12 protein-coding genes and 3 pseudogenes are annotated in these 17,319 nt (G+C 69.2%); 10 read left to right on the forward strand and 5 right to left on the reverse strand.

Features of this window, described 5'->3' with window-relative positions; translation table 11 throughout:
- Positions 1-175: 175 nt before the first annotated feature.
- Both RM25_RS00155 and RM25_RS00160 read left to right on the forward strand, forming a co-directional pair.
- On the forward strand, positions 176-622 hold the full coding sequence (locus RM25_RS00155) for a YbjN domain-containing protein (protein WP_013159951.1): 447 nt from the start codon (positions 176-178) through the stop codon (positions 620-622).
- A gap of 14 nt (positions 623-636) precedes the next feature.
- On the forward strand, positions 637-1,095 hold the full coding sequence (locus tag RM25_RS00160; RefSeq protein WP_013159952.1) for a YbjN domain-containing protein: 459 nt from the start codon (positions 637-639) through the stop codon (positions 1,093-1,095).
- A gap of 36 nt (positions 1,096-1,131) precedes the next feature.
- Here the strand turns inward: RM25_RS00160 and RM25_RS00165 are convergent, their stop codons facing one another.
- Complete coding sequence (locus RM25_RS00165) at positions 1,132-1,554, reverse strand: hypothetical protein (RefSeq protein ID WP_144406017.1); 423 nt, start codon at positions 1,552-1,554, stop codon at positions 1,132-1,134.
- 260 nt (positions 1,555-1,814) lie between these two features.
- Here RM25_RS00165 and RM25_RS00170 point away from each other — a divergent pair, with 260 nt between their 5' ends.
- The 5 genes and pseudogenes from RM25_RS00170 (at position 1,815) to RM25_RS00180 (ending at position 6,126) form a co-directional block, all read left to right on the forward strand.
- Positions 1,815-2,597 carry a LacI family DNA-binding transcriptional regulator gene (locus RM25_RS00170; RefSeq protein ID WP_048734422.1) on the forward strand — a complete coding sequence of 261 codons (783 nt, stop codon included), beginning with the start codon at positions 1,815-1,817 and terminating at the stop codon, positions 2,595-2,597.
- A gap of 15 nt (positions 2,598-2,612) precedes the next feature.
- Positions 2,613-2,702, forward strand: a pseudogene (locus RM25_RS13450) (substrate-binding domain-containing protein); the annotation flags it as partial.
- Between the two features lie 29 nt (positions 2,703-2,731).
- Positions 2,732-2,890: a hypothetical protein gene (locus RM25_RS13065; protein ID WP_013159954.1), complete on the forward strand. Its 159-nt coding sequence runs from the start codon at positions 2,732-2,734 to the stop codon at positions 2,888-2,890.
- A 422-nt stretch (positions 2,891-3,312) separates the two neighbouring features.
- Positions 3,313-4,457: pseudogene (locus tag RM25_RS00175) on the forward strand (Gfo/Idh/MocA family protein).
- 52 nt (positions 4,458-4,509) lie between these two features.
- Entirely contained in the window at positions 4,510-6,126 is a 1,617-nt protein-coding gene (locus tag RM25_RS00180; RefSeq protein WP_196487421.1) for an MFS transporter, read from the forward strand.
- Positions 6,127-6,339: 213 nt separating this feature from the next.
- Here the strand turns inward: RM25_RS00180 and RM25_RS00185 are convergent, their stop codons facing one another.
- From RM25_RS00185 to RM25_RS00200, 4 genes are all read right to left on the reverse strand, one after another.
- Positions 6,340-6,999, reverse strand: coding sequence for a response regulator transcription factor (locus tag RM25_RS00185; RefSeq protein WP_013159957.1), 660 nt, complete (start codon positions 6,997-6,999; stop codon positions 6,340-6,342).
- Between the two features lie 19 nt (positions 7,000-7,018).
- Positions 7,019-8,497: a sensor histidine kinase gene (locus RM25_RS00190; RefSeq protein ID WP_080774410.1), complete on the reverse strand. Its 1,479-nt coding sequence runs from the start codon at positions 8,495-8,497 to the stop codon at positions 7,019-7,021.
- A gap of 201 nt (positions 8,498-8,698) precedes the next feature.
- The gene (locus RM25_RS00195) at positions 8,699-10,033 is read right to left on the reverse strand and encodes an MFS transporter (protein ID WP_013159959.1); all 1,335 of its coding nucleotides are present in this window, start codon (positions 10,031-10,033) and stop codon (positions 8,699-8,701) included.
- Between the two features lie 18 nt (positions 10,034-10,051).
- Positions 10,052-11,263: a M20 metallopeptidase family protein gene (locus RM25_RS00200; protein WP_013159960.1), complete on the reverse strand. Its 1,212-nt coding sequence runs from the start codon at positions 11,261-11,263 to the stop codon at positions 10,052-10,054.
- A gap of 689 nt (positions 11,264-11,952) precedes the next feature.
- On the opposite strand from RM25_RS00200, the gene RM25_RS00205 reads away from it, so the two are divergent.
- The 3 genes and pseudogenes from RM25_RS00205 to ald all read left to right on the forward strand — a co-directional run bounded on the left by RM25_RS00205 (position 11,953) and on the right by ald (position 16,998).
- Positions 11,953-13,692, forward strand: coding sequence for an ABC transporter ATP-binding protein (locus tag RM25_RS00205; RefSeq protein ID WP_013159961.1), 1,740 nt, complete (start codon positions 11,953-11,955; stop codon positions 13,690-13,692).
- Positions 13,692-15,422: pseudogene (locus RM25_RS00210) on the forward strand (ATP-binding cassette domain-containing protein); the annotation flags it as partial. The gene RM25_RS00205 and the pseudogene RM25_RS00210, both read left to right, overlap by 1 nt.
- A 460-nt stretch (positions 15,423-15,882) precedes the next feature.
- Positions 15,883-16,998 carry an alanine dehydrogenase gene (gene ald / locus RM25_RS00215; protein WP_044635832.1) on the forward strand — a complete coding sequence of 372 codons (1,116 nt, stop codon included), beginning with the start codon at positions 15,883-15,885 and terminating at the stop codon, positions 16,996-16,998.
- The last annotated feature ends 321 nt before the right edge of the window (positions 16,999-17,319 follow it).

Here is a 17,319-nt window from a genome sequence, read left to right on the forward strand (position 1 = left end):
ATTCCCTAGCCAGGAGGCATATCTCCTCGTCGGGGTGGGATCAGCGATTTCCAGAGGCTAACGGGTTCAAGTCCAGTTAGGCCCACCGCACCACGAAGGCCGGTTGACGGGTGAAAGCCCTTGTCAACCGGCCTTTTGCATGTGCCGGGTGCGTGCCCGGCCGGAGGGGGAGTCCATGTCGCAACGAGCCGCACCGCATGCGGTCACGCCGTGCCCGGAGGTGACCTACGACCGCATCCAGAAGGCGGTGAAGCGGGCCATGCGCTCGGCGCCCGTCGAGCACGAGGGGGTGCTGGCGCTGCAGACCGAGCGCGCCATCCTCACCTTCCAGCTGATCGCCGAGGCGGAACTGCTGCGCGTGGCGGCCCTGATCGGCCTGCGCCTGCGCGCCGACGACAGCGCCGCTGCCGCCATCGAGGCCATCAACCGGCTCAACTCGCAGTCGGTCGACGGCACGATCTACCTGTATCCCAGCGACGACCCCGGCACGCGCAGCGTCGGCATCGACTCCTTCATCCCGGTTGACCAGGGACTCACCGATGCCCAGCTCAATCGATCGGTGGCGCTGGCGCTGTCGTCGATCGGCGACCTGATCGGGGCCCTCCCCGGGCCCTCGGACTAAGGACTTCCGCCATCATGTTCTTCACCAGGAAAACAGTCGCGACGCCGGCCATGACGCCCGACCGGCTCGCCGAGGCCCTCGACGGGCTGCCCGAGGTGTTCGTCCTCGACGACGCAGGGAACTACCACTACCGCGACGACGTGGGCATTGCGGTGCAACTGGGCTACAACGACGATTCGACCCTGCTGGAGGCGCATTTCACGGGCGTGCCCGTGGTGCAGGAGCTGATGCCGCGCGCGCTCGACATGGTGAACCAGTGGAACCTGGCCGCGCGTCCCGTGCGCGCCTACCTGGGCCGGGTGTCCGAGGAGTTGCCCTTCCAGGCGCCCCACCTGCGTGCCATCCTCACCACCGGGGTCGGCGTCACCGACGGGCAGCTGGTCAGCTGGTTGCGTCGCTGCGACGAAGGGATCGGCGCCTTCAACGACCACCTGCGGCAGTTCTTCTCGCAGGTGGGCACGCCCGGGAACTAGTGGCACCCGGGCCAGTGGCGCCCAAGCCAGTGACACTCAGGTGACATTGGCGGGCCGCAGCCGGGTGGCCGGCAACCACTCGGCATAGAAGTCGTCGACCCCACCCGCCTGGGCCACCAGGCCCTCCCAACCCTGCGGAGTGTGGCGCCACCGGGCGATCAACCCCGGCTTGGCGCCGTCGATGAGCACCACCACCACGGTGGGGATGCGATTGGCATCGGGTGCCGACATGGATTGGGGGGAACCCGGCGCGCGGTACGGGCCGGGTGGCGGCTGGGGCGGCGGTGACTGTGCGGGCCGCGACTGTGTGGGCGGGGACTGCCGGCCCGCCCGGTCGCCCAGCTCGTCCTCCGCCTGCGCCGCAGCGCGTTCTGCCGCCTCACGTGCCTCGGCCGCATGGGTATTGGCCACACGCTGCGACAGTGGCACCCCGGCGCCGCGATTCATACCTCCAGACATGTCAGTGAGTGTAGATGCCAGCGCCTACATTTTCGAACACGCGTTCGACACGGACGTGCTCCGGACAGCCCTCCCGGCGCGATAACACCATGTGAGTCACAATGGGGAGGGAACCCTCCCTCCGGCCAGTGCTGACCGGGGTGGACGCCCGGCGACGGGCGTCAGCGCGAGGGACCCACGACCGTGGGGTCGGTAGGCCCTGCGGGGCGGCGGCCCACATGGGCAGCGGAGCGGTACGACAGCTGACAAGGGGGAATGACATGCACGCAACGGCACCGGATGACGCGCGGGTTCCCGGGGATGCCGAGCGTCCGGTGCCCCGACGCCGGGTGACGATCCGCGACGTCGCACGCGCCTCCTTCACATCGGTGGCCACCGTCTCCGTGGCGCTGTCCGGCGGCGCCGGCGTGGCCGCCGAGACTCGCGCCCATGTGCAGGAGGTGGCAGACCGGCTGGGTTGGCGTCCCAACAGGTACGCGTCGAACCTGCGCAAGACCGACTCGCGGCTCATCGGCTTCGTCTGCGAGGTGGAACAGGTGTTCCAGATGGGCCTGGTGGACTCGCTGTACGTTGCCGCGCAACGCAAGGGCCTGGAGCTCGTGCTCGCGGGCGCGACCGCCCACCACGACGAGCGCACCTGCGTCGACGAATCGCTGCGCGCCCGGTGCCAGGCGATCATCCTCACCGGATCGGGACTGACCGAGGCCGAGATGAGCGAGCTGGCCGGGGCCGTGCCGTTGGTGAGCCTGTGCCGGCTGGTGCATGCGCCCGGCGTCAACGTGGTGGTCTCCGACGACCGGATGGGGTTGGGGCAGGCCGTCGACCACCTCTCGCAGCTGGGCCACCGGCGCATCTACTACGCCGACGGTGGGCCGGCCTATCCGTTGGCGGCAAGCCGCTCGAACGCCTACCTGTCGGCCATGGACGCCTGTGGGCTCGGCGACAATGCACGGGTGATCGAGGGCGGGAACACCGCCGCCGACGGGGTGCGCGCCGCGGGACGCGTGCTCGACTGCAAGCCGTTGCCCACCGCGGTGATCTGATTCAACGACGCATCGGCTGCAGCGCTGGTGCGTGAGCTCAACCGCCAGGGCGTGCGGGTGCCCGCCGCCATCTCGGTGGTGGGCTTCGACGACACGGAGATGGCTGCCGAACCGTCGACCTGCCCACCACGATCGTGCAGGACCCCCGGCGGCTGGCAGAGGCCGCCATCGACCTGGTGGCCGCCCGGATCAATGGGCCGCAGGGGTCGGGCGACAATCCGACGTCGGAGGAGTTGGTGGTGCTGCCCACCGAGTTGCGCGTCCGCAAGACGACGGCCCCACCCAAGCGCTGAGCCACCGGCAGCGGCCACCCGATGGTCCAACTGCCCGCAGCTTCGTCGGAAAGGGCCATTAAGTGGTCAACTGTGCGGCAATGACGCCGCACAACTGTCCACCTAGCCGTCCTTCCCGCAAGGCCCTGCACTCGGCTCGGGGCGCACCCGGGGGCGTCGGGCACGGCGCCGGAGCGACCCATGGCCTGAGCGGCCCGGAGCCCGGGCCTGCCAGAGCGCTGGTCCGGACCGCCCCCACCTCCGACCGCGCCGCGACAAGCGTCGATGGGCAAGTCCGAAACGTTTCGGACGCCCAATTTGTCCTGACATGGCGCCTTTCGTGCAACGGTGAGCATGCGCCACATCGCAGTGGCGCTAAAAAGCACAAGGAGACATCCGTGTCAGAGAAGACATTGGGCGTTGGCGTGATCAGCCTGGGTTGGATGGGCCGGTTGCACACCCGCGGATACAAGACATTGGCCGAGAAATTCCCCGAACTCGACGCCCGGATCCGGCTGGTGAGCGTCTGCGATCCCGTGGAGGCGAACCAGGCCTTCGCCACCGAGCACCTCGGCTTCGCCCGCGCCGTCGCCGGGTACCAGGAACTGCTCGACGACCCCGAGGTTGACGTGGTGTCGATCTGCTCGCCGAACTACCTGCACCGCGAGATCGCCCTGGCCACCGTGGCCGCCGGCAAGCCTTTCTGGATCGAGAAGCCATGGGCACCTCGGCCGCCCAGTCCCGCGAGATCGCCGAAGCCGCCGCGGCCGCCGGCCTGGTGACCAGCGTCGGCTTCAACTACCGTCACACCCCGGACATCGAGAAGGCCCGCGAGGTGATCCGGTCGGGACGCCTGGGCCGCATCACCAATGTGCGCTGCTGGCTGATCGCCGACTACGCCTCGTCGCCGCTCGGCCCGCTCACCTGGCGCTACGACCCCGACAAGGCCGGCTCCGGCGTGGTGGGTGACCTGATGAGCCACGGCGCCGACCTGGTGCAGTACCTGTGCGGACGCATCTCACCGGTCTCCGCACTCACCGACACCTTCATCACCGAACGCCCGATCCCCACCAAGGTGGGCGTCGGCCACTCCGGCTGGGAGGTCTCCGACGAACTCGGCCCGGTGGGCAACGAGGACTATGTGGCCATGATCGCCCGGCTCGACTCCGGCGCGGTTGGCACCTTCGAATCAAGCCGCGTGTCAGTGGGCCCGCGTGCCGAATACATCATCGAGGTCTACGGCACCGACGGCTCGCTGCGCTGGAACTTCGAGCACCTCAACGACCTGGAGGTCTGCCTGGGCGCCGACAACGAATTCCAGGGCTACACCCGCGTGATGGCCGGACCCACCTTCCCGAACTTCTCGCGCTTCCAGCCCGGCGCCGGCACGTCCATGGGCTTCGACGATCTGAAGGCCATCGAGGCAGCCCAGTTCATCGAATCGGTGCTCACCGGCAAGCAGCTGGCACCCTCGGCAGCCGACGGATGGGCGGCCGCAGAGGTGGACCAGGCAACGGTGGCGTCGGCACGCGACGGCCAATGGCACGACGTGGCGCCCGTGACCGGCCCGACAACCTACGACGCATGAGGCGGGGGGACCAACCATGAGCACAAACAATCAGCTCGACATCCGGCTGGACATGCCGCGCGCCGAGCTCGATGCCGCCGTCGCCAAGGTGCCGGCCGGGGGCAAGCACCGCTCCATCGGCCTGATCGCCCTGGTGGCGACGCTCGGATCATTCCTGTTCGGCTATGACACCGGCGTGATCTCGGGCGCACTGCCCTATATGTACATGCCCTTCGGGGCCCACGGACTGGAGATCACCGCCAGCGAGGAGGGCTGGATCGGCGGCACGTTGCTGGTCGGCGCAGCCGTCGGTGCACTGATCGGCGGACGCCTGTCAGACCGCTACGGACGACGCCACAACATCCTGCTGCTCGCCTTCATCTTCGCGATCGGCGCCATCGGCACGGCCCTGGCACCCAACATCTGGGTGATGTACCCGATGCGCTTCGTGCTCGGCTTCGCCGTCGGCGGTGCGTCCGCAACGGTGCCGGTGTACCTGTCGGAGACCGCACCCAAGCGCATCCGCGGCCGCATCGTGGCCATCGACCAGGTGATGATCGTCACCGGCCAGCTGCTCGCCTTCACCTTCAACGCGCTCATCGACAACGCGGTGGGTGGCCCGCAGCTGGACGTGGCCGGCAACACCCAGGGCCACCTGCAGACCGGCACGCAGACCTGGGACAATGTGCTGGCCCTGCAAACCTCACAGGGCGGCCCCTTCGACCCGGCCGCCTGGCACTCATTCGTCAACGCGCTGCTCGTGGACGGCGGCAACGGCATGGCCTGGCGGGTCATGTTGATGCTGTGCACCATTCCCGCCATCGCCCTGTGGATCGGCATGCGGTTCATGCCCGAATCGCCGCGCTGGTACGCCGCGAACAGGCGCTACTACGAGTCGATCGGCGCACTGAAGCAGGTGCGCGACCCGCACCGCGACGGCGACCCCGCCGACGAGTTCGACGAGATGCTCGTCTCGCACCGGCGCGAGGAGGGCCAGAAGAAGGGCACCTTCGGGGACATCTGGCGTACGCCATGGCTGCGCAAGCTGTTCCTGGTGGGCGTCTTCCTGGCCATCTGCAACCAGACCACCGGCGTCAACACGGTGATGTACTACGCCCCCAAGGTGTTGCAGTACGCCGGCATGGGCACGTCGGCATCGATCACCGCCCAGACCGCCAACGGCATCATGTCGGTGATCGGCTGCTCGGTGGCGCTGTGGCTGATCGGACGCTTCCGCCGCCGCCAGATCCTCATCACCTGCCTGTTCAGCGTGTTCGTCACGCTCGGCGTGATCGCCCTGCTGTTCGAGGTGACGATCGCCCCGGCAATCACCGAGGGTGGACGCCCGCCGTCGTGGGCACCGATGGTGATCCTGGCCATGATGGGCCTGTTCATGCTGGTGGTGCAGGCCGGCAACGGCCCGGTGGTGTGGACGATGCTGGGCGAGATGTTCCCCAGCAAGGTGCGTGGCATCGCCAACGGCACCGCAGTGTTCTGCATGTGGATGGTCAATGCACTGATCACCGCCACCTTCCCCACCATGATGGAGGGCCTGGGTGGCGGCATCACCTACGGCATCTACGCCGTGATCAACCTGGTGTTCGCGTTCATCCTCATCAAGATCATGCCCGAGACGTCGAACAAGTCGCTCGAGGAGATCGAGGTGTACGCAGAGGCGCGCTACTCGTGACCCACGCCGTGGGGAGGACGCACTCCTGCTGAAGATGTGGTGGGTGGCCGGTTCGGGGGGATCGGCCACCCACCCTCATCCCCGAACCCCCGACGAGTTCTCGCCCACCCCGGTGATGACCCGCGAACGCGCGACCCGATCGGGTTGCGCGTTCGTGCGTGCGTCAATGCCCCCGGGAACAGCGACGCGGATTATTGGCTGAAGCCGCGCGGATTACTGGGCGCGCAACCACGCGAGGACGGCCCGCACCCGTCGGTGTTCGGTGCCGGTATCGGCCAGCCCCAGCTTCGCGAACACGGCCGCGATGTGCTTCTCCAGCGTGCCGACGCCGATATGCATCTGGCGGGCGATCTCGGTGTTGGAATAGCCCTGGGCCATCAGCTCCAGCGACTGCGCCTCGCGGGCCGTCAGCGCGGCCAGCGGATCATGCTTCGAGCGCAGCAGCCCCGACACCACCTGCGGATCGAGCGCCGTGCCGCCGGCATGGACGCGTCGGATCGCGTCGGTGAGCGAATCCAGCGACGTCACCCGCTCCTTGAGCAGATAGCCCAGGCCGCCCTGCCCGCTGGCGAACAGCTCCTCGGCATACAACGACTCGAGGTATTGCGACAGGATCAGGATCGCCACCCCGGGATGGTCGCGACGCAGCCGCAATGCCGCCCGGATGCCCTCATCGGTGAAATCCGGCGGCAGGCGCACGTCGAGCATCGCCACATCGGGACGCGCCCGGCCCACGTCGGCCAGCAACTGCTCGGCATCGCCATAGGCGCCGGCAACCTCGAACCCGGCCTCGTCGAGCAGCCGCACCAGGCCCTCGCGCAGCAGCGTGGAGTCCTCGGCCAGCACCACCCGCACCGCCGGGCCGGACATCATGCTCGATTGCTCCAATCGGTCAGGGGAATGCGCAGGGTGATCGTGGTGGGACCGCCGGCCGGCTGGCCAGCGTGAAGCTGCCACCCAGGCCCTGCATCCTGCGGGCCACCCCGTCGAGGCCGTGGCCGGGCACCACCACGGCACCACCCACACCATTGTCACGCACCCTCACCTGCACCGCCGGCGGCTGATCGGTGCGGGCCGGGTCGGTGAGCGTCGGGCAGGGGCCCTGCGCGCCCGGATTGGTGGCCTGCGGGGAGCCGGCGGGCAACGCGTCCACCATGATCTCGGCGCTGCTCGCCTGTGCGTGCTTGGCCACATTGGCCAACAATTCCGAGGTGGCCAGCAGCAGCCCCTGGGCGCTGGTCTGCTCGATGCCCTGGGGACGGTCGAGCTGCTCGGGCAGGTGGTTGGTCACCCGCACCGGAAGCGTGGCGCGCTCCGCCAACGACTCCAGGGCGGCACCCAGCCCGCGCTCCACGAGCAAGGGGTGCACCAGGCCGCGCGACAGGTCGCGCAGCTCCTCCAGGGTGTCCTGCGAACGGTCGCGCAGCTCGTCGAGCATCGCCGCGGCCCGCTGCGGGTCGTCGGCAAGGTGTCGCTTGGCGGTGTCCAGGTCCATCTGCATGCGCAGCAACTGCTGTTGGGGCCCGTCGTGCACATTGCGCTCCAGGCGACGCAGGGCCTCACCCTCGGCGTCGGCCGAGGCCGAATGGGCGTCGGCCAGCTTGCCGACGCGCCGGTTGAGCTCGGAGATGCGCCGCGTGAGTTCGCGGCTCTTGTTGGCCGACAGCAGCGCGCCACCCAGCAGGCGGTGCATCCACACCAGTGCGAAGGTGAGCACCGGCAGCGTGACCAGCGCGATCACCGCCAGCGCGGTGTCGGCGATGTGCACCCCCATCGCGGAGCGCATCGACGCCGGCAGCAGCAGGTCGCCCAGCGTGTTGATGTCAGCGCTGAGCCGAATCCAATGGGTGTCCAGCCAGGTGCTGACGCCCTGCGCGATCACCGCCAGCCAGACCGCCACCAGGCTGAAGCTGACCATCGACACGATGAAGTTGACGACATTGTGGGCCACGGCGCGCCAGGCGTCGACGTCCAGGATCGCCTGCCACGCCCGGCGCCACAGCGTGGGACTACCGCTCGGGGCAGGGGCGGGTGCCTCGATCGGGGTGGTTCCGGCCCACCGCAGGCGTGCGCGCTCACCGGCGCCGACGGCGCGTGCGCAGATCACCAGCGCCCACAGGCAGGCCATGCCCAGGGGCGTGAGGATCAGCAGCGGGATGCCGGCGGACAGCAGGGAGATGAGCACGCTGAAGGTGACCACCGCCCATGGCAGGCCGCCGAGCAGGTAGCCGAGTCGGCCGGGCACATGGCGCCACGACCACACCCCGCCGAGCATGAGCGACGGCGGTTCAGTTGGCGCATCGGATCGGGTCACGGTGGGGTCTCCGTTCGCAGTGCGCAGGGAGGCTGGGGAACCACTGATTGAGGTCATGCCTCCACTCTTGTCGCGCGGGGCTCATCCTAGAAGGTGGTTGGCCTCCGCATCGGGTGGGGGACAGCCCCCATGTCGCGGTCCGGGCCGGTTCAGGCGACTGTCCGATCTGGTCGGCGGCCCCCACCCCGGCACCGGACGCAGCAGGGTCCCGGACCGATCGGCCCGGGACCCTGCTGGTCACGACAAGGAGGCGTCGAGTCAGCTCGTCGCCACGTCGTCGGGCCTCGGATTGAACTTCGGGTGGTACGACAGGTCGATGCCCTTGGTCTCGGGCAGCGTGAGGATCGTCGCCGCCGATATCAGCAACAGCACGATCACATAGATCACGAACCGATTCGGCGTGGCCGCCCAGGCCGACATGATGTAGGGCGCGGTGCCGCCGAACAGGGCGATCGCAATCGCATAGGGCACGCCGAACGCGGTGGCGCGCACCTCGGTGGGGAACATCTCGGCGTAGGCCGCCGGGGCAATGGCCAGGTAGGCACCCAGCAGCACCAGCATCACGCAGATGGCCACCACCAGACGCCAGAACTCATTGCCACCACGCACCATGTTGTTGAGCGGCACATAGAGCACGGCGCAGCCGATCATGGCGATCAGCATGTTGGTCTTGCGTCCGAACCGGTCGGAGAACATGCCCCACAGCGGCAGCGAGACCATGAACACCAGGTTGCCGATGATGGACGCGCCGAAGGCGTCATTCGTCGAATAGCCCAGGTTCTTCTGCGCCACCGACGCGGTGGACACCGACCAGATGTAGTAGGCGACGGTGAGGCCACAGGTCATGCCGATCACCTGCAGGGCGATCTTCTTGTGCTTGAGCACCTCGCGCACCAGGCTCTTCTTGAGCTCGCCGGCCTTCTTCTCGTCCTCGAAGGCCTCGGTCTCCTCCATGCGTTCGCGAATCCAGAAGGCGAACACGCCCAACACGGCACCGGCCGCGAACGGGATGCGCCAGCCGTACTGGTTCATCGCGTCGGAGCCCAGCGTGTCGCGCAGCACCACACCGAACAGCAGGCCCAGCGTCAGGCCGAACGAACCGGTGACGTAGATGGCGCTCGCCCACAGGCCACGACGGTTGGGCGGGGCCATCTCCGACAGGTAGGTCTGTGCCGACGGCAGCTCACCTCCGTGCGCCAGGCCCTGGATCAGCCGCGCCAACAACAGGATCAGCGACGACCAGGCACCCACCTGGTGGTAGGTCGGGCACACCGCGATGAGCAGCGAGCCACCCGAGGCGAAGATCACGGCGATCGCCAGGGCGTGCTTGCGGCCGATGCGGTCGGCCAGCCAGCCGAAGAAGGCACCACCGAAGGGACGCGCCACGAAGGCGACGGCGAAGATGCCCATCGTCTCCAGGAACGCCGACGTGGGGTCCTTCGAGCTGAACAGTTCGCGGGACATGTAGATGGCGAAACTGGCGTAGATGTTCCAGTCGTACCATTCCAGCGCGTTGCCGACGCCGGTACCCAGCAGGGTACGGAACGCGGATTGACGCGGTGCCGGCGGCGCGGCCGCGGGAATCGTGGTCATAGTTGGGCCTTCTGGGTACTAGTTGGCGTCAGCGAGCGTGCGGGTTGCCAGCTCGGAAAGCAGGGCGGCTGCGTCCAACAGGACGGAGTCGTCGTACAGGGCGAACGGCGAGTGGTTGCCGTGCACCTGTGCGGGGTCCTTGTCGGGCGGGGTGGCCGGCAGGATCGCGAAGGCCCCGGGCACCTGCTCGAGCACCAGCGAGAAGTCCTCGGCGGCGCCCATCGGGTTGGCCATCTCCACGAAGTGGTCGGCACCGAACAGGTCGGTGGCGGTCTTCGCGACCAGGGCGGCACCCTCGTCGTGGTTGATGGTGGCCGGGTAGAGGTTGGTCAGCTTCACATTGGCGGTGACGCCGTGCGAGGCGGCCACGTCGGTGACCACGCGGGGCACCATGTCGAACAGCTGCTGCTGGGCCTGCTTGGAGAAGGCGCGCATCGTGGCCTCGATGGTGGCGGTCTCAGGGATGATGTTGCGTGCCACGCCGGCCTCGACGTGGCCACAGGTGATCACCACCGGGTCCCAGATGTTGAAGTGGCGGGCGATCATCACCTGCAGGGCGGTGATCACCTCGGCCATCGCGGGCACCGGGTCAACGGCCAGGTGCGGCGCGGAGCCGTGGCCGCCCTTGCCGACGAATTCGAAGTCGGCCATGTCGGACGACGCCATGATCGTGCCGGGACGGCAGTAGAAGATGCCGGCCTTGTCGAGGCCCGACCACACGTGCAGGCCATAGGCCGCGTCGACGCGCTTGCCGGCGGCGTCGAGCACGCCCTCGGCGATCATCAGTTCGGCGCCGCGGTCGCTCTCCTCACCGGGCTGGAACATGAACACCACGTCGCCGGGCAGCTCGTCGACCTTGTGCGACAGGGCGCGGGCGGCGCCCACCAGGCCGGTCATGTGGCAGTCGTGGCCGCAGGCGTGCATGGCGCCGTTGGTGCTGGCCCAGGCCAGTCCGGTCTGCTCGACCACGGGCAGCGCGTCCATGTCGCCGCGCAGCAGCACCGTCCTACGGGGGCCGTTCGAGGGGGCCTTGCCGCGCAGCACTGCGGTGATCGAGCTCAGCTTCTTGCCCAGGGTGATCTCCAGCGGCAGTCCCTCGAGCGCCTTGAGGACGCGCTGTTGGGTCTGGGGCAGGTCGAGACCGACCTCCGGGATCTGGTGCAGTTCGTGGCGTAGCGCCACCAGCTCGTCCTGGATGGAGACGAGATACGGGTCTGGGCCAAGCGGCATGTGTTGTTCTCCTCGATGATTCCTGACTGTGCCTATTCGAGCACCGACGGGACCCCTGTGGCCCGTTCGCACAGCCTTGATGCGTAGTTACACGGTGTTTACATGCGCCGTTAGGCTATTGCGCCCGCTTCGTGGGATCTGCCGCGTCCATTGTTGGTGTGGGCGGGTGTGGGTCGGCTCGGGTGTGGGTCGGCCGTCGCCCGCTCCGGTCGGTTAGGTGGGCACCTGTGCGGCGTCATTGCCGCACAACTGTCCACTTAGGACCGAACCGCGGTGGGTAGTGGGTGCAATCGGCACTCAGGGAGGGCCTTTGCAGGGCAGATGACGCAAAAGTCCTCCCTGAAGCGCGGTGGACCACCAGGGCCGACCCGAAACCCCACAAAGTGGGCACCTGTGCGGCGTCATTGCCGCACAACTGTCCACTCAGTGGTGGTGGGCCGGTGGTGGCCGACGGCGATGCAGCGGGTGGACGCGGGTCGCCGGCGGGGGATGGCATTTCGCCGACTTGGGATGATGGGTGCCGTGAGGCACTTCCTGTGACCGGTACCGATACGACCGGCTCCCCCGCGGCCGGCACCCCCGCAACCGGACATGTTGCAGCTGGGCGACATCGTGCAGCTGGACAACGTGCAGCCGGAACCCGTCGGGCCCGCTGGTGGGCGACGTTGTGGCCGCACGGCCTGGCGGGTGTGGCACCTGACCAGGACGCCACCCTGATCGACCTTGCGACGCTGCGTTCCAGCGGTGCCGTCCTGCGCGCCATGGTGCGCCGCGATCCACTCAAGTTCAGCCTCGGGGCACTGGGGGCCGCGCTGGTGAGCGTGGCGAATGTGTCCATCCCGCTGGCCATGGGACGCGCCGTGCAGGTGGGCCTGGTGGACCACCGGTTCAGCGGGTTCGCGCTGTGGCTGGGCGTGGTGGCACTGGCCTATCTGTTGCGTGCGGGCGCCACCACCCTGCGCCTGCACTCGAACATGTCCGCGTCGATGCTGCAGCACGACATGCGCGTGCAGGCCCTGGCCCGCACCGTCGATCCCACCGGGCTGGGCTCGGCCCGGCGCCTGCCCGGCGACCTGCTCACCGTGATGATCACCGACGCCCGCACCACCTCGCGCGCGCTGGTGGCGCTCACCGGCGTCCCCGGCCAGCTGGTCACGCTGATCGGCGCGCTGGTGGCCCTGCTGCTCATCGATTGGCGCCTGTCGGTGGCCGTGCTGGTGCTCACCCCCTTATTGGTGCTGATGTCGCTGAAGGGCCTGGCACCGATCCAGGAGCGCACCCGCGCCGAGCGACGCGCCGAGGCCGCCGCTGCCGGCATCGCCGCCGACCTCACCGAGGGCCTGCGCGTGGTGCAGGGGCTCGGGGCGTCGGCCCGCGCGTCGTCACGTTTCCGCACCGCGAGCCAGACCGGCCTGGCCGCCACGCTGCGCACCCGCACCGCCCGCGGCATCTACAACGCCGTGGTGAGTGGTGCGGTCGGCATCTTCACCGCGCTGCTCACCCTGCTGGGGGCCGTGCTCGCCCTCAACGGCCAGATCACCATCGGCGCGCTGGTCACCGTCGTCGGCCTCGGCCAGACGCTCGCCCCTCCGTTGCGCTCGCTGGGCGTGGACACGGCGTCCACCCTGGCGTCGGCACGCGCCTCTGCCGACCGGGTGCGCGAGCTCGTGGCCACCCCACCGGCCCAGCAGTTCGGCACCGCCGACGAACCGCCGGCCGGCCCGGTGCACCTGGAGCTGCGCGGGGTGACCACGCCGACGATCACGGTGCCGCTCAACCTGGCCGTGCCGCCCGGGCGCCAACTGGGCATGGTGGGTCCCGAACCGGTGATCGACGAGCTGGCGGCCCTGGTCGCCCGCGAACGCCGCCCGGCCACCGGACAGCTGCTGGTGGACGCCCGTCCCGCCGCCGAATGGAGCGACGACGGCTACCGCGCCCGGGTGCTGGCCGCTCCCCGCGAGCCCGAACTGTTCGACGGCACCCTGCGCGAGAACCTCACCCTGGCCCCCGACGGCCCGCTGCAGGCCGAGGCCGACAAGGCCCTGGACGCCGCCATCTGGGCGTCGGCAAGCGGCGACACCGTGGCCGGCCTGCCTGCCGGCGTCGACGAGATGATCGGCGAGGGCGGCCAGGAACTGTCGGGTGGGCAACGCCAGCGCATCGCCCTGGCCCGCGCCCTGCTGCACGCCGACGACCTGCTCATGCTCGTGGAACCCACCACCAGCGTCGACCCGATCACCGACCGCGAGATCGCCGAGCGGATGCGTGAGTTCCGCGCCGGACGCACCACCATGGTCGCCTGCTCGTCGGCCAACGAGCTGGCGCAGGCCGACGAGGTGGTCTTCTTCGGCGAGGACGGCGCGATCATCGCCCGCGGCCCCCACGAATCGCTGCTGGCGCTCGACGCCTACCGGGAGGTGTTGTCGTAATGCGCGCCCATGGTCCGGTCTGGCTGCCGCGCGGCCCCGCGAACCGCTGGCTGCCCCTGGCGTCCGGACGCCAGATCGCTGCGCAGGTGCGCTCCCATTCCCACGGCCTGTGGCGGTGGCTCGTGCTGGCCGTGGTGGCCATGACCATCTCGGCGCTCACCTCGCTGGCGCTGCCGGTGGCCACCGGCATGGTGGTTGACCAGGTGCGTACCCACGGTCCGCTGAGCGGGCTGATCGCGCCGGGCGTCATGGTGGTCACGGCCGTGATCATCGGAGCCGTCGCCTCGGGTGCCGGCCAGGCGCTCACCCCGTCGTATTTCGCCGCGGTGCTGGCCCGGCTGCGTGAGGACATGCTGGCCCGCGCGCTCGACCTCGACCAGCAGCTGATCGAGCAGGCCGGCAGCGCCGACCTCGTGGCCCGCGTGGGTGACGACGTGGCGACCGTGCGCGATTCGGTGAACGCCGGACTGCCGCGCATGGTGAACACCTCCATCCTGCTCGTCGTGGCGGCGAGCGGCCTGGCGGCGATGAGCCCACTGTTCCTGCTGCCGCTGGCCGCGGGGGCCGTGGTGTTCACGGCGTCGGTGCGCTGGTTCCTCAAGCGCGCCCCGGCGATCTACCGCAACGAACGCCAGGCGTCGGCTCGCCAGTCGCAGGACATCCTGTCGACGCTGCACGGCCTGGATGCCGTGCGCGCCTTCGGGCTGGCCGGCCTGCGCACCGGCATCGTGGCCCGCAGCTCGTGGCAGGCGGTGCGCTGGGAACTGCGCGGCCGCTTCCTGTCCAACGCCCTGGTGGTGCGCCTGGTGATCGGCGAGGCCGTGGTGATCATCGGCCAACTGCTCGTGAGCTATCCGTTGGTCACCGGCGGGCACGTGAGCGTCGGCCAGGCGTCGGCCGCCGGGCTGTTGCTGCTGTCATTGATGGGTCCGCTGCGCTTCCTGCTGATGTTCATCGACGACCTGCAGGCCGCCTACGCCTCGCTGCAGCGCATCGTGGGCGTGCTGGGTGTGGACGCCCACCACGCGCCACAGGGGGACGATTCCTTTGCTGCTCCGACGGACGGAGCAGGGGCAGGGCAGCCCGGGGCGGGTTCCCCGGCGGGCGCGCGCTCGGGGGTGGGGCCCTCGGACACCGGCCCCGTCGAGAGCCGGCCCGTGGGTGTTGGCCCCATGGACACCGGTGCCATGGAAGCGGGCCCCATCGAAGCAGCGCGCATCGAAGCAGGGCGCATCGAAGCGGGCCCCATGGAAACCGGGCGCATCGAGATCCGCCACCTCGGCTTCGCCTACCGGCCCGACCAGCCGGTGCTGTCCGACATCAACCTGACCATCGCGCCGGGCGAGCATGTGGCGGTGATCGGTGAATCGGGCGCCGGCAAGTCGACGCTGGCGAAGCTGATCGCCGGCACCCTGTCGAGCTCATCGGGTGAGGTCGCGGTGGGCGCGCGTCCGGGCACCCGGGGCCCCGCCGTGGTGCTCGTCTCGCAGGACATCCACACCTTCTCGGGGTCGCTTGCCGACGATGTGACGATGGGTGCCCCCGCCAGCACCGTCGATGACCAGCTGGCCGCCCTGGCCCGCGACGCCCTCGACCGGGTGGGCGCCGACTGGGCCACCGACCTGTCCATGGTCGTCGGACGCCTGGGCACCGCGCTCAGCCCGGCGCAGGCCCAACAAGTCGCCCTGGCCCGCGTGCTGGTGGCCGATCCGGCGATCGTGATCCTCGACGAGGCCACCGCCGAGGCCGGCAGTGCCGGCGCACGGATGCTCGACCGGGCCGCCGACCAGGCGATCGCCGGACGCACCGCGCTGGTGATCGCCCACCGGCTGTCGCAGGCGGCGCACGCCGACCGCATCGTGGTGATGGCCCGCGACCGCATCGCCGAGGTGGGCACCCCCGATGAACTGCTGGCCCGCGACGGCGAGTTCACCCGGTTGTGGAGGGCCTGGCAGGCCGAGCGCTGAGCGGGGAAGGGCCCGGCACGCCCCATCCACAGGCCGGGAGGCCACTTTGACCCCTCCCTGCACATTTGCTATGTCGCGCCCGCGCGTGCGCGCACGTATGTGCACTGCGTGCAGGCTGATCACATGGTTTCCGCCGGCCCTGCCCCCGGCCCAGAACCCGCTGATATACAAGAAACAACCCGGCAACGAAGCCGGAGATTGCTCGTCAAAGGAGAAGAGCATCATGCGTATCGGAGTGCCTACAGAGATCAAGAACAACGAGTTCCGCGTGGCGATTACACCGGCCGGCGTCCACAGCCTGGCGGCGCACGGCCACGAAGTATTCGTCCAGAAGGGGGCCGGTGAGGGCTCGTCGATCACCGACGAGGAGTTCACCAAGGCCGGCGCCACCATCCTCGACACCGCCGAGCAGGTCTGGGACGACGCCGAGATGATCATCAAGGTGAAGGAGCCCATCGCCAGCGAATACGGCCTCATGCGCGAGGGCCAGCTGCTGTTCACCTACCTGCACCTGGCCGCTGACCGTCCGCTCACCGAGGAGCTGCTGCGCCGCAAGGTGACGTCGATCGCCTACGAGACGGTTGAGCTCGCCGACGGCTCCCTCCCCCTGCTGGCCCCCATGTCAGAGGTGGCCGGACGCCTGTCTGCCCAGGTGGGTGCCTACAACCTGATGCAGCCCTATGGCGGACGTGGCGTGCTGTTGGGCGGGGCAAGCGGCGTTAAGAAGGGACGTGCCGTGGTGCTCGGCGGCGGCACGGCGGGTTTCTGCTCGGCACGCGTGCTCGACGGCATGGGTGCAGACGTCACGATCTTCGACGTCGACGCGGCGCGCATGGAATACATCGAGGACATCACCCACGGCGATATCCACACCGAGTACTCCACGCCGTTCGCGGTGGAGGAGGCCTGCGTACTGGCTGACCTGGTGGTGGGTTCGGTGCTGGTACCCGGGGCCCGCACGCCGAAGTTGGTGAGCCACGAGCTGGTCACCAAGATGAAGAAGGGTTCGGTGCTCGTCGACATCGCCATCGACCAGGGCGGCTGCTTCGAGGACTCGCATCCGACCACACACGCCGACCCCACCTTCAAGGTGGAGGGGTCGATCTTCTACTGCGTGGCCAATATGCCCGGCGCCGTGCCGTTCACCTCCACCTATGCCCTCACCAATGCCACGTTGCGCTACGCACAGTTGCTGGCTGACAAGGGCTGGGAAGAGGCCATTCGGCTGCGTCACGACCTGGCGCTGGGGCTGAGCACCTACGACGGCCAGCTGTTCACCGACGGCGTCGGCGAGGCACTCGGCATCGACGTCGAGCCGCTGTCGACCGTGCTGGGCTGAGCCGGGCGCGTTCACGACATGTCTCCTCCACCGGGGGCCTCCTCGCGGAGGCCTCCTGAGGGGGAGTCCCCTCCACAGCAACAAGCAATCTCGTTCTGGATCAATCTCGTTCCAGATCAATGTTGTTCCAGATACAGTCCCGTGCGGCCCACGCCGACATGGGACGACGGCCGGGGATGGCCCGGCGCGCCACGGATGGTGAGCCATGCGTCGGCCCGTCGGGACCCACCCCTCCGGTGGCATCCACCGGCGGCCGCCACGTGGTGAGGTGATGGGTCGGGCGGCCCTCTGGGCAGTCCCCCCGCCATGGCTTCCAGGACC

It is taken from the genome of Propionibacterium freudenreichii subsp. freudenreichii (assembly GCF_000940845.1).
GTDB lineage: Bacteria > Actinomycetota > Actinomycetes > Propionibacteriales > Propionibacteriaceae > Propionibacterium > Propionibacterium freudenreichii.

What these genes read in the sequence shown, in the direction of transcription:
- RM25_RS00155 (WP_013159951.1), top strand. Translation starts at nt 176, where the DNA reads ATGTCGCAACGAGCCGCACCGCATGCGGTCACGCCGTGCCCGGAGGTG.
- RM25_RS00160 (WP_013159952.1), top strand. Translation starts at nt 637, where the DNA reads ATGTTCTTCACCAGGAAAACAGTCGCGACGCCGGCCATGACGCCCGAC.
- RM25_RS00165 (WP_144406017.1), bottom strand. Translation starts at nt 1,554, where the DNA reads ATGTCTGGAGGTATGAATCGCGGCGCCGGGGTGCCACTGTCGCAGCGT.
- RM25_RS00170 (WP_048734422.1), top strand. Translation starts at nt 1,815, where the DNA reads ATGCACGCAACGGCACCGGATGACGCGCGGGTTCCCGGGGATGCCGAG.
- RM25_RS00180 (WP_196487421.1), top strand. Translation starts at nt 4,510, where the DNA reads ATGCCGCGCGCCGAGCTCGATGCCGCCGTCGCCAAGGTGCCGGCCGGG.
- RM25_RS00185 (WP_013159957.1), bottom strand. Translation starts at nt 6,999, where the DNA reads ATGATGTCCGGCCCGGCGGTGCGGGTGGTGCTGGCCGAGGACTCCACG.
- RM25_RS00190 (WP_080774410.1), bottom strand. Translation starts at nt 8,497, where the DNA reads ATGACCTCAATCAGTGGTTCCCCAGCCTCCCTGCGCACTGCGAACGGA.
- RM25_RS00195 (WP_013159959.1), bottom strand. Translation starts at nt 10,033, where the DNA reads ATGACCACGATTCCCGCGGCCGCGCCGCCGGCACCGCGTCAATCCGCG.
- RM25_RS00200 (WP_013159960.1), bottom strand. Translation starts at nt 11,263, where the DNA reads ATGCCGCTTGGCCCAGACCCGTATCTCGTCTCCATCCAGGACGAGCTG.
- ald (WP_044635832.1), top strand. Translation starts at nt 15,883, where the DNA reads ATGCGTATCGGAGTGCCTACAGAGATCAAGAACAACGAGTTCCGCGTG.